Source organism: Pseudomonas sp. Q12-87, assembly GCF_001269755.1.
In the GTDB taxonomy this organism is placed as follows: Bacteria; Pseudomonadota; Gammaproteobacteria; order Pseudomonadales; family Pseudomonadaceae; genus Aquipseudomonas; species Aquipseudomonas fluorescens_S.
Genome location: NZ_LHVI01000011.1, coordinates 181327 through 205365, shown reverse-complemented (window position 1 = coordinate 205365; position 24039 = coordinate 181327). Strand labels below are relative to the sequence as shown.

Genomic DNA, 24039 nt, shown 5'->3' with positions numbered 1-24039 from the left:
TAATGAGGCGCTGACAAGCACATCAAGCCAAGCCCCTGATTTCTAAAATAATCCGCTGGCCGTCTCCTGGCATAGCTGAGTGGCCAACAGGCCCAACGTCATCAAGGCGCGCTCTGCCTCGCGGTTCCAGGGCGTGCCGCAGTTCAAACGAATGCAGTGGTTGAACTGCTCGGTGTTACTGAAGATCAGCCCTGGCGCGATGCTGATGCCCTGTTGCAACGCCCGCACATGCAATTCCTGGGTATTGACCCGTCCCGGCAGGCTCACCCACAGGATGAATCCCCCGGTGGGACGGCTCATTTGCGTACCTTCGGGAAAATACTGCTGTACCGCCAGCTGGAAGGCGCTGAGGTTCTTGCGGTATTCCTGGCGAATGAAACGCAGGTGCCGGTCGTAGCCGCCATTTTCCAGGTACGCCGCGATGCCCATCTGCGTAACGCTGCACGCCGAGTGTGTGCTGAAGGTCTGGAGGCGCTGGATTTCCTGCTGGAATTTCCCGGCGATCATCCAGCCGATGCGCACACCCGGCGACAACGTCTTGGAGAAACTCGAACAGTAGATGACCCGATCCAAGCGGTCGTAGGCCTTCAGTGCCTTGGTGCGGCCCTGCTCGAACATCAACTCGCCGTAGATATCGTCCTCGACGATCTGGATGTCGAAGTCCGAGGCCAGGCGCAGCAACTGCTTCTGGCGCTCCTCCGGCATGGTGCCGCCCAGGGGATTGCTCAGGCGCGTGGTCAGCACCAATGCCTTGATCGACCATTGGTTGGCCGCCAGTTGCAAGGCTTCAAGGCTCATGCCGGTGACCGGGTCACTGGGAATTTCGATGACTTTCAGGCCCAGCAGGTCCGCCAGTTGCAGCAAACCGTAATAAGTGGGCGACTCGGCGGCGATCAAATCGCCCGGCCGGGTCAGCACTCGCAAGGACATTTGCAGCGCGTCGACACAGCCATGGGTGATCACCACTTCGGAGGGGTCTACCACCACGCCGGCATCGCGCATTCGAATCGCCACCTGGCGCCGCAATGGCTCGAAGCCCGGGCTGAACATGTAGCTGAACGCTCGCGGACTGTGAAAACGCGTGACCTTGGCCAACTGCTGATGCAACGCCCGAACGGGCAGGTAATCGACGCTCGGCACCGCCGCCCCGAGGGGGAATACACCTTCGCGACGCGACTCGACCAACACCTGTTGGATGATGCTGCTGCGAGTCACCAGGCCCGGGCGTTCGACCCGGGCGATGTCCGGGGTCGGCGCCGTCAAGGCCGGCGTCTGGTGCACGTAGTAGCCCGACTGCGGCCGCGCGCGAATGAGTCCCTGGTCTTCAAGGTTCGCGTAGGCCTGCAACACCGTGGCATGGCTGACGTTGAGCTGCGAACTCATCTTGCGCACCGAAGGTACGCGCTCACCGGGCTGATAGACCCCGCGACGGATGTCTTCGGCCAGCTGTTGGGCGATACGTTGATAGAGAAGAAGGTTGGTCATGACGCAGCACTCGATTTCACGGGCATTTTATTCTTGTCGGAAACGATACCGGAACAGTTTAGAAGTGTACTGGGACAGTTGCCAGATTACTTGACCATACAGCGCAGTGACAGCCCCAACTGTACCCGTGGATCATCTATTTTGAGCCAAAAAAAACCCGGCGCCATTAACGGGGCCGGGTTTTCCAGTGACGCAGCCCTTAACGGGCAGCGCCGAGCTGGCCTTTTTCATCGGAGAACACAATTTCAACGCGACGGTTCTGCGCCCGGCCACGCTCGGAAGCATTGACGTCTACCGGGTACTCATCGCCGTAGCCTTCGACCTGGATGCGTTTTTCATCAATCCCCAGGTCCACCAGCACATCCGCCACTGCTTGCGCTCGGTCGCGAGACAGCTTGAGGTTCTCCTGCTTGCCGCCCGTGCTGTCGGTGTACCCTTCGATGCGCACCACGCGCTTGGGGTTGAGCTGCAGGAACTGCACAATCTTGAGTACTATCCGGTTGGCCGAGTTTTTCAGTTCCGCTTCACCGGTGTCGAACAACACATCACCCAGCGTCATGACCAGGCCGCGATCGGTCTGGGTCGTCGCCATCGCCATGATCTGCTCTTCGAGCCATTTGCCCTGTTGCTGCACGCTCAACAGCTTGGACTCGCGCAGGGCCAATTGCAGGCGCTGACGCTCCAATTCGAGCTTCGCGGCGCGCTCTTCGTTGAGCACCTGGTTGCTATGCTCACGGGCGATCTCGCTGTAGCGCTGGCTCAGGTAGGCATAGTGCTGCACATCCTCGCCGCTGCCCCAATAGCTGGACAAGCGATCGGCGCGGGCCAGGGATTCACCGGCACGGATGACGTCCCGGGGCGCGGCACGCAATACGTTGGCGTCTTCCTTGACCTTCTGGAAATCGGAACTGGCTTGCTCGAGCGCGGCCTCGCTGCGCTGGCCCACACAGCCGTACAAGCTGGCCAGGCCCGTCAGGACCAGGCCGCCAAAAACATGGGACGGCTTCATTGGGCATCATCCCTCAATTGTTTGCGCAAGCGCTTGATGCGCGTGTCGAGCACGTTCAGTTGCTCCTGGCTCTTGAGGGTCAGCACCTTCGCTTCAGCCAGGCGAGCATCGAGTTCGGCCTGTTCGGCCCGCATCCGCGCCTTCTTGTAGGATGCGTCGGCCATGTTCGATTTGGCCCGGGCGAACTTGTCTTCAGCCAGCTTCAATTCGGGCACTTCGTCGGCGGTGGCGCCCACGGCCCGGGCTTGCTCCAATGCCTGTTCAGTCAGGCGTATCTGTTCATTCGGCGCCGGATCGGCTGCGCAGCCCGCCAGAGCCATAACGGCCAGGGCAGCGAAAAGAGGTCGAATAGTCACTAATGTTCCCTACTGTTTTGGGGCACTGACAGGTGGCTGCAACTGTGTGTTCCAACGCTCCAGATTGCGCTGCAACACAGCCTCCGCCAGGCCGGACGCGGCCAATTCTGTCATCTTTTGCGCCAGCTGTCCGCGTAACCATGGGTCATTGCAGGCGGAGTTATGGGAAATCGCGAGGAACAGCCCCGGTTTATCCACCGGTTGCGGCGAAGCCTGCAGGTCGTTCGCCATCCCCAGCGTCTGCGCCATTGCCAAGCCCGAATAGCGGCCCGCCAGGACATATTCCACTTCTCCCAGCAGCAGTTTTTGGAATGCCTGGGTCAGGTTGGGCGTGCGGACCAGGGATAATTTCTGCTCGGCAAAGACGCCAAAATCCGAGGTCATCCGCGACTTTTCCGACAATGCGCCTGGGTGTCCATGAAGGTCGCCGGGTTCATTGATGACCAGCGTCGAATCCTTGCGGGTCCAGACCAGGTAATCGTTTTCCAGCAAGGGCGGGTGCACGTAGTCCAGGGTTTCAAGCCCGCTGCTGGTCAGCGGAGCATCGGTCAGCAGGTCCATGCGGCCGCTGCGCACTTCATCCAGCGCCTGGGCACGCTTGCCGGCGTAAAGCAGTTCGATCTTGAGCCCCAGCTCCGCCCCCACTTGCATCAGCAGATCGGCACCGGCACCGATCAAGTGCTTGGGGTCATGGGGGTCTTGCCAGAGATAAGGCGGCGCATCCGGGCTGCCAGTGGCAATCAGTCGCTCGCATTTGCCGGCAGCGGCAGACAGGCCCGGCACAACCACCAGTGCCCATAGCAACGACCAACCAACCAAACGGCGCAGTTCCATGGCGATACGCTCCTCTGATACGGAAATAAAAAACCCGGCCAAAAGGCCGGGCTCTTTATAAGTGAAGACGCCGGATTAGACCAGCTTCTCCAGCTCAGGGATGGCTTCGAACAGGTCTGCTACCAGACCGTAGTCGGCCACTTGGAAGATCGGCGCTTCTTCGTCCTTGTTGATCGCTACGATCACTTTGGAGTCTTTCATGCCGGCCAGGTGCTGGATCGCGCCGGAGATACCGACGGCGATGTACAGCTGTGGCGCAACGATCTTGCCGGTCTGGCCGACCTGCATGTCGTTGGGTACGAAACCTGCGTCAACCGCCGCGCGGGAAGCACCGACGGCAGCGCCCAGCTTGTCAGCCAGGGCGTACAGATGTTTGAAGTTATCACCGTTCTGCATGCCACGGCCGCCGGAAACGACGATCTTGGCAGCGGTCAGTTCCGGACGGTCGGACTTGGCCAGTTCTTCACCGACGAAGCTGGAGATACCCGCGTCATGGGCAGCGCCTACGGCCTCAACGGCAGCCGAGCCACCTTCAGCGGCAACCGGATCGAAACCGGTGGCGCGCACGGTGATGACCTTGACCGAAGCAGTCGATTGCACGGTGGCAATGGCGTTACCAGCGTAGATCGGGCGCTTGAAGGTGTCGGCGCTTTCTACCGAGATGATTTCGGAGATCTGGTCGACATCCAGTGCAGCGGCAACGCGCGGCAGGATGTTCTTGCCGTTGGAAGTGGCGGCAGCCAGGATGTGGCTGTAGCCCTTGCCCAGCTCAGCTACCAGCGGAGCGACGTTCTCCGGCAACTGGTGCGCGTAGGCAGCGTTGTCGGCCGCCAGTACTTTTGCCACGCCAGCGATTTTCGCAGCGGCTTCGGCAACGGCGCCAGCGCCCTGCCCGGCCACCAGGACGTGGATGTCGCCGCCAATTTTGGCAGCGGCAGCGACGGTGTTCAGCGTGGCCGGGGCCAACACTTTGTTGTCGTGTTCAGCAATAACCAAGATAGTCATTTAGATTACCTTCGCTTCGTTTTTCAGTTTCTCGACCAGTTCAGCCACCGACTTGACCTTGATGCCCGCGCTGCGTGCAGCCGGCGCTTCGACTTTCACGGTCTTGTTGGTGGAGGCAGTGGAAACGCCCAAAGCGTCCGGAGTCAGCACTTCGAGAGGCTTCTTCTTGGCTTTCATGATGTTTGGCAGCGACGCATAACGCGGCTCGTTCAAACGCAGGTCGGTGGTGACAATGGCCGGCAGTTTCAGGGAAACCGTCTGCGCGCCGCCGTCGATTTCACGGGTCACGGCAACGCTGTCGCCGCTGACTTCGACTTTCGACGCGAACGTACCCTGACCGTAGCCGCTCAATGCTGCAAGCATCTGGCCGGTCTGGTTGTTGTCGCTGTCGATGGCTTGTTTGCCTAGGATCACCAGCGAAGGCTGTTCCTTGTCGACAACGGCCTTGAGCAGCTTGGCCACGGCCAGGGAGGTCAGGTCTTCGGCGGATTCGACGAGGATGGCGCGATCGGCACCCAGTGCCAGCGCCGTGCGCAGCTGTTCCTGGGCGGTGGTCGGGCCGATGGAGACGACGACGATCTCAGTCGCCACGCCTTTTTCTTTCAGGCGTACGGCTTCTTCTACGGCGATTTCGCAGAAAGGGTTCATCGACATCTTGACGTTGGCGAGGTCGACGCCGGAGTTGTCCGCCTTGACGCGAACCTTGACGTTATAGTCGACCACTCGTTTGACAGCTACAAGAACCTTCATGGATTCCTCGTTACTCTCCGGTGAAAAGAAAGTCGCCTAGGCGAACCTGGCGGTTGATGATCATGGGCGCAAGGGCACCTCTAAAAACGCCGGCATGAACCACACATGACCCTGCTCACGGGAGTGAAGACCATTCGTCAGTGATGACTGATGGGTCATTCATTATCGCGGCGTGTAAACTGCGCGTCCGAACCACGCAATACGTCCCTTTGTGCTGCCTTGGCCCTGTCTTTAGAGGTGCTCTTGAAACCAATAGTCAGCCTACGGCGAGCGCAAAACCGCCCGTATCTTGACCGGAACGCCTATTCCGGTCAATACGGCAAAATGGTCAGTCATAAGCCGTACGTCAGTGATTTATCTGGGCTGCGGCAATTTCAAACAAACGTTTGTATTGGACCCTGAGAGTGGTGTAGATATAATGCGCCGCTTAAGAGAGAACCGCGTTTCATCCATTGTCGCTTTCGTCGCTTTCGCGAAGGAAACAACGGATGCAACGCCAAACCTCCAATTAGAAAAACTGTGAGCCTTGAGTAGGAGATAGCCTGTGGAACGCGAATACATGGAATTCGACGTGGTCATCGTCGGTGCCGGCCCCGCTGGCCTGTCTGCCGCTTGCCGACTGAAACAGAAGGCCGCCGAAGCCGGTAAGGAAATCAGCGTCTGCGTGGTCGAAAAAGGCTCCGAAGTCGGTGCGCATATCCTTTCCGGCGCGGTGTTCGAACCCCGTGCCCTGAACGAGCTGTTCCCGGACTGGAAAGAACTCGGCGCGCCCTTGAACACGCCCGTCAAGCGCGATGACATTTATGTCCTGAAAAGCCCCGAGACCGCGAGCAAAATCCCTGACTTCTTCGTGCCCAAGACCATGCACAACGAAGGCAACTATATTATTTCCCTGGGCAACCTGTGCCGCTGGCTGGCCCAGCAGGCCGAGAACCTGGGCGTGGAAATCTACCCTGGGTTTGCCGCCCAGGAAGCGCTGTTCGACGAAAATGGCGTGGTACGCGGCATTATCACCGGTGACTTGGGTGTCGACCGTGAAGGCCACCCGAAGGAAGGCCTCTACACCCCTGGCATGGAATTGCGCGCCAAATACACGCTGTTCGCCGAAGGCTGCCGTGGCCACATCGGCAAGCAACTGATCAAGCGCTTCAACCTGGACAGCGAAGCCGACGTCCAGCACTACGGCATCGGCCTGAAGGAAATCTGGGAAATCGACCCGGCCAAGCATCAGCCAGGCCTGGTGGTGCACACCGCTGGCTGGCCGCTGGACATCATGGGCACCGAAAACACCGGCGGCTCTTTCCTTTATCACTTGGAAAACAACCAAGTGGTGGTCGGCCTGATCGTTGACTTGTCCTACAGCAACACCTTCCTGTCGCCGTTCGACGAGTTCCAACGCCTCAAGCATCACCCAGTGCTCAAGCAGTACCTCGAAGGCGGCAAGCGCGTCAGCTACGGCGCCCGCGCCATCGCCAAGGGCGGCCTGAACTCGCTGCCGAAAATGGTCTTCAAGGGTGGCGCACTGATTGGTTGCGACCTCGGCACCCTGAACTTTGCCAAGATCAAGGGCAGCCACACCGCCATGAAATCCGGCATGCTCGCCGCCGATGCCGTGGCCGATGCGCTGTTCGCGGGCTCCGAAGGCGCTGAAGAACTGAACACCTACGTGGACGCCTTCAAGGCCAGCTGGCTGCATGAAGAGCTGTTCGCCAGCCGCAACTTCGGTGCTGCAATCCACAAGTACGGTGCCATTATCGGCGGCGGCTTCAACTGGCTCGACCAGAACATCTTCGGCGGCAAGCTGCCGTTCACCCTGCACGACAACAAGCCCGACTATGCCTGCCTGAAGCTGGCGGCCGATTGCAAAAAGATCGACTACCCGAAACCGGACGGCAAGCTCAGCTTCGACAAACTCAGCTCGGTGTTCATCTCCGGTACCAACCATGAAGAGGAACAGCCCTGCCACCTGAAGTTGACCGACCCGAGCATCCCGATCAGCAAGAACCTGCCGTTGTACGACGAACCGGCCCAACGCTACTGCCCGGCCGGCGTATACGAAGTGGTGACCAAGGAAGACGGCGAGAAGCGCTTCCAGATCAACGCCCAGAACTGTGTGCACTGCAAGACCTGCGACATCAAGGACCCTGCACAGAACATCACCTGGGTTTCGCCGGAAGGCGCCGGTGGGCCGACTTACCCGAACATGTAAGTCGACGCACTGAACATCAAGGCTCCCGCAATGGGGGCCTTTTTGTTGCCCGCAATCAGAGGAACATCACAGTCCAAATGTGGGAGCGGGCTTGCTCGCGAAAGCGGTGGGTCAGTCGACAAAAATGCCGGCAGATACACCGCTTTCGCGAGCAAGCCCGCTCCCACAAAGGATTTTCAGTGTATCAAGCTGCGCGCTCTTCCCCGGGATTACGCTCGAAGTAGCGTTTGTACTCCCGGCTGAACTGCGACGAGCTCTGATACCCCACCTGATGCGCGACCTGGGCCACGCCCAAGCCCTCGGTGAGCAGCAGCCGCTGGGCCTTGAGCAGGCGCAGCCGTTTCAGATACTGCACCGGCGACAGCAAGGTGCTGCGCTTGAAATGTTCATGAAAGGTCGAGGCGCTCATGTTCGCGCAACTGGCCAGCGTCTCGACGTTCAGCGGTTCGGTGAAGTGCGTATGCAAGTGGCTCAGGGCCGCAGCAATCCGAGCGAACTGCCCTTGCTGCTCCACCAGCGCCCGCAATACATCAGCCTGAGGCCCGCGCAAGGCGGCGAAGAGTAATTCGCGCAGTCGCGCCTGGCCCATGACCTGGCACTCCAGCGGGTCGTGCAAGCACTGCAACAGGCGCTCGACGCATCCGCGCATGGCGCCATCGAGCACGGCGCTGGTCATGGACTCCGGCGTCTGCGCCGCGAGGCTTCGCCCCGGCATCAACCCCATCGCCAGCACCAGCTCGCCCAACAGCGCCCGGTCGATCGAAACGGATATCCCAAGCAGCGGAGCATTGGGCATGGCATAGGTTTCGCACTCGAACGGCACCGGTAACGCCTGGATTAGGTAATGCCCAGCGCCGTACTCCAGCGTGCGCGGCCCCAGGTACGCCAGTTTGCTGCCCTGGGCAATGATCACCAGGCTCGGCTCGTAGAGCTGTGGGCCACGGGCAATGTCCTGGCTGCACCGCAGCACTTGCACGCCAGGCAGCCGTGTAGGAATAAAGCCGTCACGGGTCGCCAGGGGTTCGATCAGCGAAACCAGCGCCGCGTTGGCATCGAGATGACGGGTCAGCAACATGGGAAAAACTTCATGGATAAAGGGATGGGAACATCATCGCAGGTCTGGTACTCCATAGGATCAATCCACGACCAAGGTCGGAGGATTAGGCACGACACCCGTAGGAATCGCCATCGCCGAATGCCGCCATGGCTCCCAGAATAGATCGCCTCACCACTGTTCACTGTTTAGCGAGGTTCATTATGTACACCGCCATCGGATACGCCGCTCAATCGCCCACCGCGCCCCTCGCCCCCATGAAATTCGAGCGGCGCAGCCCACAGGCCGACGACGTGGCAATCGACATTCTCTACTGTGGCGTCTGCCACTCCGATATCCACCAGGCTCGCAACGAATGGGGCATCGCGGTCTACCCGCTGATGCCCGGCCACGAAATCGTAGGCAAGGTTACCGCCGTCGGTGCGAATGTCACCCGTTATAAGGTCGGTGACTTGGTGGGTGTTGGCTGCATGGTCGACTCCTGCCGCGAGTGCGAAGCTTGTCATGCTGACCTGGAGCAATACTGCTACCAGGGCATGACCCAGACCTATGCCAGCCCGGATCGTATCAGCGGCGGGCATACCATGGGCGGTTACTCCAACAGCATTGTAGTCAACGAGCACTTCGTGCTGCGCATCCCGGCCGCGCTCGATCCGGCCGGCGCCGCACCGATTCTCTGTGCCGGCATCACCACCTACTCCCCGCTCAAGCACTACGGCGTGAAAGCCGGCGACAAGGTCGGCGTGCTCGGCATGGGCGGCTTGGGCCATATGGGCATCAAGTTCGCCAAGGCGATGGGCGCTGAAGTAACGCTGTTCACTCGCTCGGCGAGCAAGGCGGAAGAAGCCCGTCGCCAGGGCGCCGACCATGTGATCGTGTCCACCGACGCCGAGCAGATGGCCGCTGCGGCCGGACGCTTCCACTTCCTGCTGGACACCATTCCGGTGCAGCACGACCTGAATCCCTACCTCAGTACCCTGCGGTTCGACGGTGTACACATCCTGGTGGGCCTGGTAGAGCCGATCGATCCGCCGGTCCATGCGGCCAATTTGATCATGGGCCGTCGCGTCCTGGCTGGTTCGTTGATCGGCGGTATCGCAGAAACCCAGGAAGTCCTGGATTTCTGTGCCGAACACAACATCAGTTGCGACATTGAAATGCTCGACATCCGCCAGATCAACGAGGCCTACAGCCGCATGATCGCCGGAGACGTGAAGTACCGCTTCGTCATCGACATGGCAACGCTCAAGGCCTGACCTTCGTCAGACCTTGGCGCCCAGTTCCGCCGAGAGCCGGGCTGTGACCCCTTTGACCAGGGGAATCAGCTCGGCCATTTTTTCCAGCGGCATGTAGGGTACGGTGCTAGCGATGCTGATACCGGCGACGATGCGCTTGCCGGCGTCGCGAATCGGCGCCGCCACACAGCGGATCGACGGTTCGTTGTCTTCCAGGTCGAAGGCATAGCCCCCCGCCACATACTCCACCATTCGTTGATGGAACTGTTCCCAGGATTGCTCTTGATGCTGGGGCCAGAACTGATTCTTCCCGCCGGCCGGCAGGCTGATTTCATACAATCTTTTCCACTGTTCTTGAGAGTCATCAAGCATCAGCGCCTTGCCGATTCCCGTGCGCGCCAATGGCATGCGGTGGCCCACCCGCGAGCGCATCTCTGGACCATTGCGCCCCGGATTCTTCAACAGATACAGCACCTCGTCGCCCTCGCGAATCGCCAGGTGAACGGTGTCTCCAGTCAGCACCGACAGCTCGTCCAGATACGGCCCTGCCAGGCTCACCAGCGGCAATTCTTCCCGGGCCTGGAAACCCAGCTCGATCAGCTTCGGCCCCAGCAGGTAACCCACTTGGGGCACCACGCGCAGGTAACGTTCGTCCACCAGGCAACTGGCGAGGCGATGGGTGGTGCTGCGGGTGGTGCCGATCAGCCGGGCGATTTCCTTCAAGTCACGGGCGCCGCTGGCAACTGCCTGCACCACACCCAGGCCACGCAACAATGTCTGGGTGCCTGTGGGCGCGGCGTCCCTGGTAATTTTTGGATCGTCTTGCTGCATAGCCGGCCTTCAACAGTGAGCGGGGAACGGGCGGCATTATGGTCGCCCGCCCCGTAGGACTACAACTCGATGCGCTCGACCTTCCCGACCAGCAGGATGTAGGAAAGCGCGCCACACAATGCCAGAACCGCGATATAGGTAATGGCCGGAGCAAACGAATCGCCACTGGCAAGGAAGCCGATCACGATCGGCGTGGCGATGGCCGCCAAGTTGCCGATGAGATTGAACACCCCGCCAGTCAGTCCAAGCAGCCGTGCTGGCGCCAGGGTCGACACCAGCGACCACGTGATCGACGCCAGGCCGTTGCCGAAGAATGCCAAGGCCAGGAAGGCGATGACCAACGGCGTCGACTCAACAAAATTGGCACCGATGATCGAGGTGGAAATCAACAACCCGCCAATGATCGGCAGCTTGCGCGCGAACCCAACGGTAGCGCCGCGACGGATCAGCCAGTCGGAGAAGAATCCGGAACACAACACGCCAACGAACGCCGCGAGAAATGGCAGCGATGCCAGCAAGCCGGACTTGATGAAATCCATGCCGCGATATTTCACCAGGTAAGTCGGGAACCACGTCAGGAAAAACCACAGCGTAGAGTTGAGGCAGAACTGCCCCAGGTAAATGCCCCACAACTTGCGTTGGGTCAGGACGATACCCAAGTCGGTCCAGCTGAATTTTGCCTTGGCCTTGGCCGTTTCGGCCTGGATATCCACCAGCCCGCCGCCCTCGCGGATCAGTTCGATTTCAGCGGCATTGGCGCCCTTGAAATCCCGTGGCTCGCGATACACCGCGTACCAGATCGCCGCCCAGATGATCCCCACCGCACCGGTCGCCACGAACACCATGTGCCAACCGAAGGCATGTTGCAGCCACGCCAATACCGGCGTCAGGAACGCCAGCCCGACAAACTGCCCGGACGTGTAGAACCCGATGGCCGTGGCCCGCTCGCGCTCGGGAAACCAAGTGGTGACCACGCGGCTGTTGATCGGATAAGCCGGCGCTTCCAGGGCACCGACGGCCATGCGCAGCACGAACAGCGCGATGAAACTGGCGGCGAAACCGAGCATCACCGTGGCCGCCGACCACAACAGCAACGCCACGCTGTAGAGAATGCGCGGGGGTACGCGGTCGACCAGCCAGCCGCCAGGGATTTGCATGGCGGCGTAGGTCCAGCCGAACGCCGAGAAGATCAGCCCGACGTGGATCGGATCGATGCCCAGGTCGCTGGTCAGCGCGGGAGCGGCGATCGACAGGTTGCTGCGGTCCAAGTAATTGATCACTACGGTAATGAACAGCAGGACCATGATGAAAAAACGCTTGCGGCTGGGCGTCACCAATGACGCCTGCGCGCTCAGGGGGTGCGCTTGCATGGGAGGTGCCTCTTTTTATGTTTATTGGGGGCGGAACGAACGAGCAGTCAAGTCGACAGCTGTGGCGAGGGAGCTTGCTCCCGCTGGGCTGCGCAGCAGCCCCCTGGATGTATGGGCTGACATCTCTGCGACCGCTGCGCAGTCGAGCGGGAGCAAGCTCCCTCGCCACGGGGACAGTGGTGTCTAGGCACTCACCACTCGGCAAAACTGCCATCGGCATGGCGCCAGATCGGGTTGCGCCAGCGATGGCCGATGGCCGCGCGTTCGATGACGTATTCCTCGTTGATCTCGATGCCCAGGCCCGGGCCGTTGGGGATTTTCACGAAGCCTTTGTCATAGTCGAACACCTGCGGATCCTTGATGTAGTCCAGCAGGTCGTTGCTCTCGTTGTAGTGGATACCCAGGCTCTGCTCCTGGATGAACGCGTTGTAGCAGACCGCATCCAGTTGCAGGCACGCCGCCAGGGCGATGGGGCCCAACGGACAGTGCAGCGCCAGCGCCACGTCATAGGCCTCGGCCATGTTGGCGATCTTGCGGGTTTCGGTGATGCCGCCGGCGTGGGACGCATCCGGTTGGATGATGTCGACGTAGCCTTCGCTGAGCACGCGCTTGAAATCCCAGCGGGAAAACAACCGCTCGCCCAGGGCGATCGGCGTGCTGGTCAGCGGCGCCAGTTCCTTGAGAGCCTCGTAGTTTTCGCTGAGCACCGGTTCCTCGATGAACATCAGCTTGTACGGGTCGAGTTCTTTCATCAGCACCTTGGCCATTGGCTTGTGCACGCGGCCGTGGAAGTCCACGCCGATGCCGACGTTCGGCCCGACCGCATCGCGTACCGCCGCGACGTTGGCCAGGGCCAGGTCGACTTTCTCGAAGGTGTCGAGAAACTGCAGCTCTTCGGTGCCATTCATCTTGACCGCCGTGAAGCCCCGCGCCACCGCCTCCTTCGCCGCTCGGGCGGTGTCTGCCGGGCGATCACCACCGATCCACGAATACACGCGAATCTTGTCGCGCACCTGGCCGCCGAGCAAATCGCTGACCGACACGCCCAGGGCCTTGCCCTTGATATCCCACAGCGCCTGATCGATACCGGCCAGGGCGCTCATGTGAATGGCACCGCCCCGGTAAAAGCCACCGCGATAAAGCACAGTCCAGATGTCTTCGATGTTGCGTGGGTCTTTGCCGATCAGGTAGTCGGACAATTCTTCAACGGCAGCCGCCACCGTGTGGGCACGGCCTTCAACCACAGGCTCGCCCCAACCGGTAACGCCCTCGTCGGTTTCAACCTTGAGGAAGCACCAGCGCGGTGGAACGATAAACGTGGTCAGTTTGGTGATTTTCATCTTGTTGTCTCTCTTGTCAGATGCAGCGCACGGGGCGCTGGAAAAGTCTTAGTTCAAGGCATTCCACGCGGCCACGTAGGCCTTGGCGCGCACCGCCACCTCCTCCGCCGTCAGCCCCGGCTTGAACAGCCCGGAACCGAGGCCGAACCCTTTGACGCCGGCCTCGACGAACACCGCCATGTTGTCCGGCGTAATCCCACCGACCGGCACCAGCACGGTCCCGGCCGGCAGCACCGCAAGCCAGGCCTTGACCACCGCCGGACCCATTTGCTCGGCCGGGAACATCTTCAACACATGGGCGCCTTCGGCCAGTGCGGCAAAGGCTTCGGTCGGCGTGGCGACGCCTGGCGACAGGTACAGCCCGGCCGCTTTCGCCGCCCGCAGGACCTTGGGGTCGCTGTGGGGCATGACGATCACTTGGCCACCGGCGGCCTTCACTTGTTCGACCTGCTCCGGCGTAAGCACGGTACCGGCACCGATCAGGCAATCGGCGGGCAAGGTGCTACGCAGGATGCGGATACTTTCGTACGGTTCGGGGGAATTGAGCGGTACTTCAATGACGCGAAATCCGGCGCTATACAGGACTTCACCGATGGCGGCCGCCTCTTCGGGACGCAAACCCCGCAGGATCGCGATCAGCCCGTTGTGCGCCAATGCTTGTGTGAGCATGTTCAGACCTCCAGTCAGGTTAAGAAGCGGTGGCGCCGAGCAGCCCGGCCGCCACGGCCAGTTGCCATAAGCCACGTTCGGTGGCCTGTTCGGCCAGGGTCACCCGGGCAAAACCGCAGGCGTCGAGGGCTCGTTGATAACGAGCGCAGAGTTGCGAATTGCCGATCAGCACCACCGTCGGCAAGTGGATGCGGTCACGGCGACGGCGCTGTACGGTGGCCAGCGCGGTCAGCTCATGGCCGATCAACAGCCCGGACAGATAGTCCGCCTGGGCGCTGGCAGGCAGTTCGCCCGTCAAGCCCAGGCTGCGGGCGCTGAACACGGTGGACAACGGGCCGATCTGGCCATCCACCGACAACGCCACCTGCACGCCGCGATCAAAGGCCGGGCCGTCGAACGTCGCGCCACGCTGTTGAGTGCGGCCGAGAATGCTGTGGTCGCTGAGCACGGCGAAGATCTCGCCGGTCATGAACGTATCGAAATGCGTGATGCAACCGTCGACCACTTCCACCCATTTCGAGTGGCTGCCCGGCAAGCCGATCAGTACGGCATCGCTCGGCAGGCTGTGCAAGGCGCCGAGCACCTGGGTCTCTTCGCCGCGCATCACATTGGGCAAGCGTGAGCGTTGGATCACTCCCGGCACGATGTGCACAACAACCCCGCGAAGACTGCGCACGGTTTGTAGGGAATGTCCGAGATTGGCGACGTTGGCGGGGGTATCGCAGTAAGGCGCTTCGCGCCAGCCCTGGGCGCTGCCGACCATGCCGCAGGCAATGACCGGCAAGCCAGGTTGGGCATCGAGCCAGTCGCCGCAGGCCTCGTCGAAGGCCAGTTCGAAACCGTCGGCGCATGCCTGGCCGGCCACGGTTCGCGGTCCGGACGGCAACTGCATGATCCCCGACGACAGCGCGCGCTGTTCAAGCACTTCGCCACCGGCCCCGAGTTTATAAGCCCGTAAAGAGGTAGTCCCCCAATCGAGCGCGATCAATTGCGCCTGCATCCGCTTCACCTGTTCTGTTTATTGGCAGTGAGTGAGACGGACTATAAACCTGGGCGAGGCGAAATCTCAATATATAAATATGCCTCCCATATATTGGGATTGCGAAATTTCAATAAAAAGCCAATCGCCATCCGCCCGGGAGCCTGCTACGTTTTTTGATCGGATGCCTTAACACTCAGGGAAAACGTGATGGGACAATTGCTGAAAATTCTCGGACGTACTTCGTCAATCAACGTCAGAAAGGTACTGTGGACGTGTCAGGAACTGGAAATTCCTTACGAACGCGAAGACTGGGGGATCGGCTTCAATTCGACTCATGATCCGGCGTTCCTGGCTTTGAACCCCAATGCCCAGGTCCCGGTGATCATCGATGAGAACGGCGTGCTCTGGGAATCGAATACCATCTGCCGCTACTTGGTAGGCAAGCATGGGCGCAGCGATTTATTGCCCGTCGAGCCGGCCGCCCGGGCACGGGTCGAACAATGGATGGATTGGCAGGCGACGGAACTCAACCCATCTTGGGGATATCCGTTTTACGCCCTGGTACGCAAGGATCCGGATTGCCAGGACCCACAGCGCATCGCCGCCGGAATCAAGGGCTGGAACGACAAGATGGGTTTGCTGGAGCAGCAATTGAATCGCACCGGGGCCTACGTGGCCGGCAAGGACTTCTCCCTCGCCGATGTGCTCATCGGCCTGTCCGTGCACCGCTGGCGCCAGACGCCCATGGAGCGTCCGGACTATCCGGCGGTGGCGGCCTATTGCGAGCGCCTCGAACAACGACCGGGGTTCGCCGAGTACGCGTGCGCTGCGCACTCGTGAGCCGCTCAGTTGCCTTGGGCGAAGTCCCGTAGCACCTTGCCGTCCATTCGGTAGCGCACCCATTCTTCCTGGGGTTGCGCGCCGAGGGATTTGTAGAACTCGATGGCCGGGGTGTTCCAGTCCAGCACGCTCCACTCGAAGCGACCGCAATCGTTGTCGCAGGCAACTTTTGCCAAGTGGCGCAGCAACGTCTTGCCCGCCCCGCCACCGCGCTGTTCCGGGGTGATGTACAAGTCTTCGAGGTACAGGCAATTGCTGCCCAGCCAAGTGGAATAACTGAAGAAAAACACCGCAAAACCAATCGGCACGCCGTCGCGCAGGCAGATCAGCCCATGGGCGGTCGCGCCTTCGCTGAACAGGCTGCGCTCGATGTCGGCCACACTGGCAATGACTTCGTGGCGGGCCTTTTCGTAATCGGCCAACTCGGTGATGAAGGCAAGGATTTGAGGCGCATCGCTGGGTTGCGCAGGACGGATTTCGATCGACATGAACAGGCCTTGTAGCCAATGGAAAGCACCATACTAAGCCGCCGGACGGCGCTCGTCACATTTCGCGGCAAATTTGACGACTTACACCCAAGCGTGCCATTCGTCGCCCCCAAGGCACCAACCTCAGACTGCAGCGACCCAAGATGAGGTAAGCATTTGGAAAAATGGAGGCGACACCATGATCACTTCAAGGCTGACTGCATTCACGTTCGCCGCGCTGCTGTCTTCAGTGGCTTTCGCGGCTTCCACTTCCGGCACCGGACCGACCGATCCGGTGCAGGCGCCTAATTCTCCAGCCACGCAAGGCCTGCCCAAGTTGAATACCGACGGCACCGGCGGCGGCCTGAACAATGGCCAGCCACCCGCCACCGGCACCGATCCGCGTGTGCAGGGTAATGACACAGGTCGTCAGGGTGGAATGAATACACCGGACTCTACGGCTCCGGATAATGCCGAGACTGGCACGGGCTCGAAGACCACTACCGGTGGTTCGGGTTCGGAAGGTGGCGCTGCCAGCCAGTAGCCTCTGCTCAGACACTTGAGGAGGAAAAATCCATGCCTCGTGGAAGCAAAGACAAATACACCGACAAGCAAAAGCGCAAGGCCGAGCACATCGAAGAGAGTTATGAGAACAAGGGTGTGTCGGAGAACGAAGCCGAGGCGCGGGCTTGGGCGACGGTGAACAAACAGTCCGGCGGCGGAGAACGCTCCGGCGGTTCAGGCAAGGAAAAACCGGCCACTGAAAAGAAAACCGACCGCAAGGAATCGGCCCGCCGCGCCGCCAAGTCCCGCGAAGGTCACCCACGCACCAGCAAAGCCTCATCATGAGGCCCAGACGGTGGATAACCTGATGAAAGAAGCCCGGGCGAAAAATATTCCTGGGCGGTCCAAGATGCGAAAACAGGAACTGGTCGAAGCGTTGCGCAAGGCCGGGTGATTTGTGGCGTCAGGGAAGACGCCTTCGCGAGCAGGCTCGCTCCCACAGGGATCATCGGTGTGCGACAGACCGGGCCGGCTCGTGATGAGCCGGTCCGGTGCAGGCAGGTTTCAGCGTTGTTTGAGGCGGTCGATCACCACCGCCAGCAGCAGGATCGAGCCGCGGATGACGTACTGGTAGAACGTGTCGATGTTCTTCAGGTTCATCGCGTTTTCGATGATCGCCAGGATCAACACCCCGGCGATGACGTGGCGGATCATGCCGATACCACCACTCAGCGACACCCCACCCAGCACGCAAGCCGAGATCACGGTCAGTTCGAAACCCTGGCCAATCATCGGTTGGCCCGAGGTCATGCGCGACGCCAGGATGACCCCAGCCAGCGCGCCAATCACGCCATGCACGGCAAAGATGATGATCTTGGTGCGATCAACGTTCACCCCTGCCAACAGCGCCGCTTCCTGGTTGCCACCGATGGCCATGGTGTTGCGCCCGTAGGTGGTGTAGTTCAGCAACCAGCCGAAAAACAGGAAGCAGACGATGGTGATCAGGATCGGCACCGGCACGCCGAACAATTGGCCGTTGCCGAAGACGAAGAACGATTCCTGCGACACGCCCACCGCTTTACCGTTGGCGAAAATATAAGCCAGGCCACGGACGATCTGCATCGTCGCCAGCGTGGTGATCAACGCATTGACCCGCAGCTTGGCGATGACGATGCCGTTGATCAGGCCGACGATCAGCCCCATCACCAGTGCCGCACTGACGCCCAGGAACACGCTGTTGGTGTCGCGCATCACCACCGCCGCGACGACACCGGCACAGGCAATCACCGAGCCGACCGACAGGTCGAAGTGCCCGGACGCCAGGCAATACAGCATGGTGCAGGCGGCGATGCCGGTGGTGGAAATGGCCAGGCCCAGGCCTCGCATGTTCAGCGGCGAGAGGAAGTTGTCAATCATCAACGTACAGAGCACGAAGATGCCGATGGCCGCCAGCAGCATGACCCAGTCGTCCAGGAAGCGGCGCATATCCAGGGGTTTGCGTGCCGTTGGCAGTGCATTGTTTTGAATGGTCATGATTTACCTCTCAGTTCGCCGCGTCGGCAACGCGTTGGCGCGGCAGCGCCAGTTGCAGCAGGTTGGATTCATTGGCCTGGTCGCGCGGCAGCTCGCCGCGCATGGCCCCTTCGCAAAGCACCAGGATCCGATCGGAAATGCCCATCACTTCCATCAGGTCGCTGGACACCACAATTACCGCGATGCCGTCGGCCGCCAGGTTGTGGATAATCTGGTAGATCTCGGCCTTGGCGCCGATGTCGATGCCACGGGTCGGTTCGTCCAGCAGCAGGACTTTCATCGGCATCGACAGCCAGCGACCCAGAATCGCCTTCTGCTGATTGCCGCCGGACAGGTACATGATTTTCTGCCCCGCTGTCGGGGTCTTCACTTTCAGCGACTTGATCTGTTTGTCGGCATTGCCCCGCTCCCAATCGCCGCGCAGCAGACAACCCAGGGTCGAATGGGACGGACGGGCGCTGATGTTGATGTTCTCGCCCACGCTGCCCAACGGGATGATGCCTTCCTTCTTGCGATCTTCCGGGCAGAGCAACACGCCAGCTGCGATGGCATCGCGCGGCGAACGCAATTTCAAATCCTTGCCGTGCAGGACAAGACCACCCTCGGTCTGGCGCTCCAGGCCACTGAGCAAGCGAAACAGCTCGGTACGACCGGCACCGACCAGCCCGAACAGCCCAAGGATTTCGCCCTTGTGCACCTGGAAACTTACCGGCTCACGCAAACCCGGCCCCAACAGGCCTTTGACCTGCAGCGCCACATCGCCGCGCTCCCGAGGACGGTAGTCATAGATGTCCTGGATATCGCGACCGACCATGCACGTGACCAACTGATCGTGCGTCAACTCGCTCATGTTCTCGAAGGTCCGGACATAACGGCCATCCTTGAACACGGTCACCGCGTTACAGATGCGGAAGACTTCTTCCATGCGGTGGCTGACGTAAAGCACCACTTTGCCCTCGTCCCGCAGGCGGGCGATGATCGCCATCAAGCGGTCGATTTCCCGTGCCGAAAGGCTGCTGGTGGGTTCGTCGAAGGCGATGACATGGGCACCACGGGACAGTGCCTTGGCAATTTCCACCAATTGGCGTTGGCCGAGGGACAGGCGACCAACTTTTTCCAAAGGATCGATTTCGTCGGCCAAGCCCTTGAGCAGCTTCAACGCCTGCTGACGCAGCAGGCCGCGATTGACCAGGCCGAAGCGTGCCGGCAAATGACCCAGGAACAGGTTTTCGGCGACGGTCATTTCCGGCACCAGGTGCAACTCCTGGTGGATCACCGCCACGCCGCTGGCAATGCTGTCGGCGGTCCCTTTGAACGCCATCGTCTGTTCGCCGATCTGCAAGTCGCCGCTGCTCGGCATGTAGGCGCCGCCGAGAATCTTCAGCAACGTGGACTTGCCCGCGCCGTTTTCGCCCATCAAGGCATGAACCTGCCCTGGATGCGCAACGAAACTGATATTGGCCAGGGCCTGCACGCCGGGAAAGCTCTTGCCGATCCCGTTGAATCGCAAGCTGCCGCCAATGTTGTGTTGCTGTGTCGCTGTTTGCGCTTGCATAACCACCTCGAACTTACAGAGATCAAGCGACCCCGCCACTCATGTGGCCAGGGCCGCTTTTGAATCAACCAGCCGTCAGTTCCACAGGCCGATTTTTTCCAGCTCTTGCTTGAAGTTCTCCCGGGTGATCAGCGTCACCTCGTCCATGGCAGTGTATTTAGGCGGTTCCTTGCCGGTGGTAATCCACTCGAACATCATTTCGGCGGTCTTGTAGCCTTCGATGTGCGGGCTTGGCAGCATCGAACCGAAGAAACCGCTGTTAGGCTTTTTCAGTTCGCCGATGGCGTCGGTGCCGTTGATACCGATACCGATCACGTTGGCCGCCTTGAACCCGGCGGCTTCGGTGGCGCGTACGCCGCCCAGCACGGTGTTGTCGTTCATGCCGCCGATGATCAGGTTTTTCGCAGCGCTAGGCAGTTTCACCAGGGCCGAGTTGGTGGAGTCCATGCTGCCGGGTACGTCCAGCGTCTTGAGTGCGGTAAAGAGAATGTGATCGTCCGGCATCCCGGCCTTCTTCAGGGCATCGACCGAGCCGTCGGTGCGCTTCTTGCCGGTGTCCAGTTCGTTGAAGGTGTTGATCACCGCGTAGGTTTCTTTCCAATCCCAATTACGCTTTTTCGCTTCAGCGGCCATCGCTGCGCCCTGCTTCTGGCCCACCTCGAATGCGGCCATGCCCAGGTACGGCACGTCTTCCATGAACTTGCCGCTGGCATCGACGAATCGGTCGTCCACGGCAATGACCTTGAGGTCGTTGAGCTTGGCCTTGGCCATGATGGCCGGGCCGAGGGACACGTCTGGCGGGCAGATCACGAAGCCCTTGGCGCCATTCGCGGCGAGGCTGTCGATGGCCGAGAGGGTTTTCTCGCCATCAGGCACCGCGATCTTGATCAGCTCGAAGCCCTTGTCCTTGCTCGCCTTCTCGGCGAACGCCCATTCGGTCTGGAACCAGGGTTCTTCGGCCTGTTTGACCAGGAAACCGATTTTTACCGGATCAGCCGCCAGCAAGCTGCTGCTGAGGCTGACTGCGGTTACCGCCAGGGCGGCGCGGCACAGGGAACGGATCCCACGACGATGATTCATAGTTGACTCCTTGTTTTTTTTATTGAAAGCCAAACGTCCAGGGATCTGCTCCACCATCGGTGGAAAAGCGCAGGCTGGGCGGTTACATCAAGTTGCTACACAGCATAGGCCTGAATAGTCATATCGTATGATGATTGAATGACAGGCGAGTTTCCGACTGCAATTCGGAAATATTCAGTCGTGGTACATGACCGAACGTCCCCCATCGATGGTGATGCATGAGGCATTGATAAAGGGTGCTTCGTCACTGGCCAGGAACACGGCCGTCATGGCCACTTCGATCGGTTGCCCGATACGGCGTGGCGGATGCAGGTCCAGTGCACGTTGGCGTTCGGCTCGGGGGTCGGCAAAGCCGTTCCAGTAGTCGAGGTTCAGTTGGGTTTCGATGTAGCCCGGTGCGATGGCGTTGACGCGAACCCCTTTGGGCGCGTATTCGATGCCAAGGGCGCGGGTCAGGCCCAGCAGGCCGTGTTTGGCCACCGGGTAAGGGAAACAGCCGGGAATGATGTGGGACGAGTGGGTGGAAGCGATGTTGATGATGCTGCCCACGCCCTGCTCGATCATCTGCGGCAATACCGCCTTGCAGCCGTACCAGGCGCCATCCAGGTCGATGGCGAAGCAGCGGCGCCAATCTTCCTCGGTCATTTCCAGCGGATCGCGGAAGACGTTCACACCCGCGCAGTTCACCAGCACATCGATACGACCGTACAGTTCGACGGCACGACGGGCCATGGCCTGCAAATCCTGCTGTTTCGACACATCGGCTTTGAGCGCTTGCACATCCGTCCCGCGCGCTCGCCATTGGGCGGCCAGGGCCTCGACCTTCTCGGCCTGAATGTCGCTGATCACCAGGCGAGCCTGTTGCGAAGCGAACGCCGCGACAATTGCCTCGCCGATGCCTTGCGCGGCTCCCGTGAGCAGCACGACCTTGCCCTTCAGCCGTTCGCCCTTTGGCGGCTCCGGCACAGGTGGCAGGACAAGCGGCTCAGCCATGGCTCAAGGCTCCTGCGCCCAGGCACGACAAAAACTGGGCATCCATCGATGACCGGCCCAAAGGCGCTTGAAGAAGCAGTGGCTCGCGTACGCCGCTGGGGCGTACGGGGGAAGATCGTTGCATCGCTTCACCTGTTTTGTTTTTTTAGTGTGAGTGCGTATTGCTGATGGAGCCGACTATAAACCCGGCCACCAAATAATCTCAATATATATATTTACATCCCATATTTTGGGATTCAGCCAGCAAACCTCGTGCAGGCCACTCCCGGCACATCCACCCGCATGGACAGGACCGCGCCGTCCAGCGGATGACCCAACGGACTGGCCGCCGTGGTGATGTACAGCGTCTTGAGGTCATGCCCTCCGAACACGCAACTGGTGGGGCGACTGACCGGCAACTCGATCACCCGATCGACATGGCCGTCCGGATGCAACCGCAGCAAGCAACTGCCGTCCCAACGTGCATTCCAGACATAACCCCGCGCATCCATTGCCGAGCCGTCCGGCCCGCCCCGCGGGTGGGGGCCGAACCAGACTTCGGCAGGCGCCAGGTTGCCTTCCGGATAGATAAAGTGCCGATACAGCGTGCCGTCGAGGCTTTCGCCGAAATACACCGTGGTGCCATCGGGGCTCCAGAGCAAGGTGTTGGGGATGCCCAGCCCGCGCAGCAATGGCATGACCCGTCCATCCGCGCTGACGCGAAACAGCCCACCGGACCGCCGCTCGATGGGCAAATCCTCGCCCTCTTCACCTATATTGTTCTGCATGGTGCCGAGCCAGAGTTGGCCCAAGGCATCGCAACGGGCTTCGTTGGCGCGGTTGCCTGGCTGGGGATCGGCCATGCACAGCAGCGTCAACCTCGGTTCCAGGCCTGGCGAATCGAGGTCCAGCCGGTACACGCCACTGCTCAGGGTCACCAGCGCGTCACCACTTTGGGTGGGTATGAACGCGGACACATGCTCGGGCATCTGCCAGATCTGAACGTTGGCGCCGATCAGCCGCAACGCCTGCTTGCCGGCGATATCGACCCAATACAATGCCTGGGTCGGCTCATCCCAGAAGGGCCCTTCGCCCAGTTGCGCCCGATGCTCGGTAAGTGCCGTCCACTTCATTGAAATCTCCCGTTCCCGGTGTGCCCGGTGTTCTCGGTTCGACCGGCCATGACATTGGGGTAAAAGCGCTTGATGGCCAGGTCAGCGTTATCGATCAGGGTCATGCAGGCCCAGACGCCCCGCGCCGCATCGCGGGCGGCGATGGCCTCGGCGATATCCTTATGGATGGGCAAGGTACGGCGCAGTTCATCCGGGTCGGCGGCCGACACCTCGAATGACACGGCAAGCAACGCCCCCAGGGCCGGGACCATCTGTTCTATGAATTGATTGTGGCTGGCGGCCAGGATGCATTCGTGGAAAAACTGGTCGGCGCGGTTGTAATCAGAACCGCTGTCCACGGCCCGCTCCAGTGCATGGTAGGCCAGGCGGATCGCCTGAACCTGATCGGCGGTGGCCCGTTCGCAGGCCCAACGTACCGCCATCGGCTCGATGGTACGACGCAGGTCCAGCAGGTCATCGACGAAGTTTTCCGGCAGGCCGCTGCGTGACAGCCAGCCAACCACTTGCGGGTCGAACAGGTTCCAGCGCCGCACCGGCAGTACCCGCGTGCCGACTTTCGGCCCGACTTCGAGCATGCCTTTGGCCACCAGCGTCTTGATCGCCTCACGAATGACGGTACGGCTGACGCCCAGTTGCTGGCCCAGGTCTGCCTCGACCTTGATGGTCTGCCCAGGCTTGACCTCGCCGGCAGCTATCCAGCCACCCAGCCAATCGACGGTCGATGCATGAAAACTGCTGGACATGAAAACCCCGTGGGCCACGCATGATGGTGACCCACGCTAATGATCATATGATTGGCTGTCAATTTGAATTTTGCGTAAACCGC

At 60.6% G+C, this 24039-nt stretch carries 23 protein-coding genes and 1 pseudogene; 5 read left to right on the top strand and 19 right to left on the bottom strand.

The genetic code is table 11. The annotated features are described in order from the left end of the window. Positions 1-42: 42 nt before the first annotated feature. From AD663_RS07545 to AD663_RS07520, 6 genes are all read right to left on the bottom strand, one after another. Positions 43-1485 (bottom strand): PLP-dependent aminotransferase family protein, encoded by a 1443-nt coding sequence (locus AD663_RS07545; RefSeq protein WP_003179454.1) that lies wholly within the window; start codon positions 1483-1485, stop codon positions 43-45. A gap of 199 nt (positions 1486-1684) precedes the next feature. After that, positions 1685-2494, bottom strand: coding sequence for an OmpA family protein (locus AD663_RS07540; protein WP_053213495.1), 810 nt, complete (start codon positions 2492-2494; stop codon positions 1685-1687). After that, a complete protein-coding gene (locus AD663_RS07535; RefSeq protein WP_003179450.1) occupies positions 2491-2850 on the bottom strand; it encodes a DUF4398 domain-containing protein in 360 nt (119 codons plus the stop codon). Before AD663_RS07535 ends, AD663_RS07540 begins: the two co-directional genes overlap by 4 nt. 9 nt (positions 2851-2859) lie before the next feature. Next, on the bottom strand, positions 2860-3684 hold the full coding sequence (locus tag AD663_RS07530; protein WP_003179448.1) for an ABC transporter substrate-binding protein: 825 nt from the start codon (positions 3682-3684) through the stop codon (positions 2860-2862). A 75-nt stretch (positions 3685-3759) separates the two neighbouring features. Then, positions 3760-4689, bottom strand: coding sequence for an electron transfer flavoprotein subunit alpha/FixB family protein (locus AD663_RS07525; protein WP_003179446.1), 930 nt, complete (start codon positions 4687-4689; stop codon positions 3760-3762). Further along, on the bottom strand, positions 4690-5439 hold the full coding sequence (locus AD663_RS07520) for an electron transfer flavoprotein subunit beta/FixA family protein (protein ID WP_003179445.1): 750 nt from the start codon (positions 5437-5439) through the stop codon (positions 4690-4692). It abuts the gene before it with no gap. A gap of 544 nt (positions 5440-5983) precedes the next feature. Here AD663_RS07520 and AD663_RS07515 point away from each other — a divergent pair. Next, entirely contained in the window at positions 5984-7648 is a 1665-nt protein-coding gene (locus AD663_RS07515; protein WP_003179444.1) for an electron transfer flavoprotein-ubiquinone oxidoreductase, read from the top strand. A gap of 184 nt (positions 7649-7832) precedes the next feature. Here the strand turns inward: AD663_RS07515 and AD663_RS07510 are convergent, their stop codons facing one another. Then, positions 7833-8723: an AraC family transcriptional regulator gene (locus AD663_RS07510; protein ID WP_003179443.1), complete on the bottom strand. Its 891-nt coding sequence runs from the start codon at positions 8721-8723 to the stop codon at positions 7833-7835. 182 nt (positions 8724-8905) lie between these two features. Between AD663_RS07510 and AD663_RS07505 the strand changes: the two genes are divergently transcribed. Then, positions 8906-9958 carry an NAD(P)-dependent alcohol dehydrogenase gene (locus AD663_RS07505; protein ID WP_003179442.1) on the top strand — a complete coding sequence of 351 codons (1053 nt, stop codon included), beginning with the start codon at positions 8906-8908 and terminating at the stop codon, positions 9956-9958. Between the two features lie 6 nt (positions 9959-9964). Here AD663_RS07505 and AD663_RS07500 read toward each other — a convergent pair whose 3' ends face one another. From AD663_RS07500 to AD663_RS07480, 5 genes are all read right to left on the bottom strand, one after another. Next, positions 9965-10768, bottom strand: a complete 804-nt coding sequence (locus AD663_RS07500; RefSeq protein WP_003179441.1) for an IclR family transcriptional regulator — start codon at positions 10766-10768, stop codon at positions 9965-9967. Between the two features lie 59 nt (positions 10769-10827). Beyond that, a complete protein-coding gene (locus tag AD663_RS07495; RefSeq protein ID WP_003179440.1) occupies positions 10828-12138 on the bottom strand; it encodes an MFS transporter in 1311 nt (436 codons plus the stop codon). 191 nt (positions 12139-12329) lie between these two features. Further along, a complete protein-coding gene (dgoD, locus tag AD663_RS07490) occupies positions 12330-13478 on the bottom strand; it encodes a galactonate dehydratase (protein WP_003179439.1) in 1149 nt (382 codons plus the stop codon). A 48-nt stretch (positions 13479-13526) separates the two neighbouring features. Then, positions 13527-14147, bottom strand: coding sequence for a 2-dehydro-3-deoxy-6-phosphogalactonate aldolase (locus tag AD663_RS07485; protein ID WP_003179438.1), 621 nt, complete (start codon positions 14145-14147; stop codon positions 13527-13529). A gap of 19 nt (positions 14148-14166) precedes the next feature. Next, positions 14167-15147 carry a 2-dehydro-3-deoxygalactonokinase gene (locus tag AD663_RS07480; RefSeq protein ID WP_003179437.1) on the bottom strand — a complete coding sequence of 327 codons (981 nt, stop codon included), beginning with the start codon at positions 15145-15147 and terminating at the stop codon, positions 14167-14169. Between the two features lie 189 nt (positions 15148-15336). On the opposite strand from AD663_RS07480, the gene AD663_RS07475 reads away from it, so the two are divergent. Then, on the top strand, positions 15337-15969 hold the full coding sequence (locus tag AD663_RS07475) for a glutathione S-transferase family protein (protein ID WP_003179436.1): 633 nt from the start codon (positions 15337-15339) through the stop codon (positions 15967-15969). A 5-nt stretch (positions 15970-15974) separates the two neighbouring features. On the opposite strand, the gene AD663_RS07470 is transcribed toward AD663_RS07475, so the two are convergent. Next, positions 15975-16457 carry a GNAT family N-acetyltransferase gene (locus tag AD663_RS07470; RefSeq protein WP_003179435.1) on the bottom strand — a complete coding sequence of 161 codons (483 nt, stop codon included), beginning with the start codon at positions 16455-16457 and terminating at the stop codon, positions 15975-15977. 178 nt (positions 16458-16635) lie between these two features. On the opposite strand from AD663_RS07470, the gene AD663_RS07465 reads away from it, so the two are divergent. Next, on the top strand, positions 16636-16980 hold the full coding sequence (locus tag AD663_RS07465) for a hypothetical protein (protein ID WP_003179434.1): 345 nt from the start codon (positions 16636-16638) through the stop codon (positions 16978-16980). A 32-nt stretch (positions 16981-17012) separates the two neighbouring features. After that, positions 17013-17394, top strand: a pseudogene (locus AD663_RS07460) (Rho termination factor N-terminal domain-containing protein). 110 nt (positions 17395-17504) lie between these two features. Here the strand turns inward: AD663_RS07460 and araH are convergent. The 6 genes from araH to AD663_RS07430 form a co-directional block, all read right to left on the bottom strand. After that, entirely contained in the window at positions 17505-18473 is a 969-nt protein-coding gene (gene araH, locus AD663_RS07455) for an L-arabinose ABC transporter permease AraH (RefSeq protein WP_003179432.1), read from the bottom strand. A gap of 10 nt (positions 18474-18483) precedes the next feature. After that, positions 18484-20028: an L-arabinose ABC transporter ATP-binding protein AraG gene (gene araG / locus AD663_RS07450; protein WP_003179431.1), complete on the bottom strand. Its 1545-nt coding sequence runs from the start codon at positions 20026-20028 to the stop codon at positions 18484-18486. Between the two features lie 75 nt (positions 20029-20103). Continuing rightward, on the bottom strand, positions 20104-21108 hold the full coding sequence (locus tag AD663_RS07445) for a substrate-binding domain-containing protein (protein WP_003179430.1): 1005 nt from the start codon (positions 21106-21108) through the stop codon (positions 20104-20106). A gap of 174 nt (positions 21109-21282) precedes the next feature. Next, positions 21283-22101 carry an SDR family oxidoreductase gene (locus AD663_RS07440; RefSeq protein ID WP_003179429.1) on the bottom strand — a complete coding sequence of 273 codons (819 nt, stop codon included), beginning with the start codon at positions 22099-22101 and terminating at the stop codon, positions 21283-21285. Between the two features lie 236 nt (positions 22102-22337). Beyond that, positions 22338-23213 (bottom strand): SMP-30/gluconolactonase/LRE family protein, encoded by an 876-nt coding sequence (locus AD663_RS07435; RefSeq protein ID WP_003179427.1) that lies wholly within the window; start codon positions 23211-23213, stop codon positions 22338-22340. After that, the gene (locus AD663_RS07430) at positions 23210-23956 is read right to left on the bottom strand and encodes a FadR/GntR family transcriptional regulator (protein ID WP_003179426.1); all 747 of its coding nucleotides are present in this window, start codon (positions 23954-23956) and stop codon (positions 23210-23212) included. The genes AD663_RS07435 and AD663_RS07430 overlap by 4 nt, the downstream gene beginning before the upstream one ends. Positions 23957-24039: the final 83 nt, after the last annotated feature.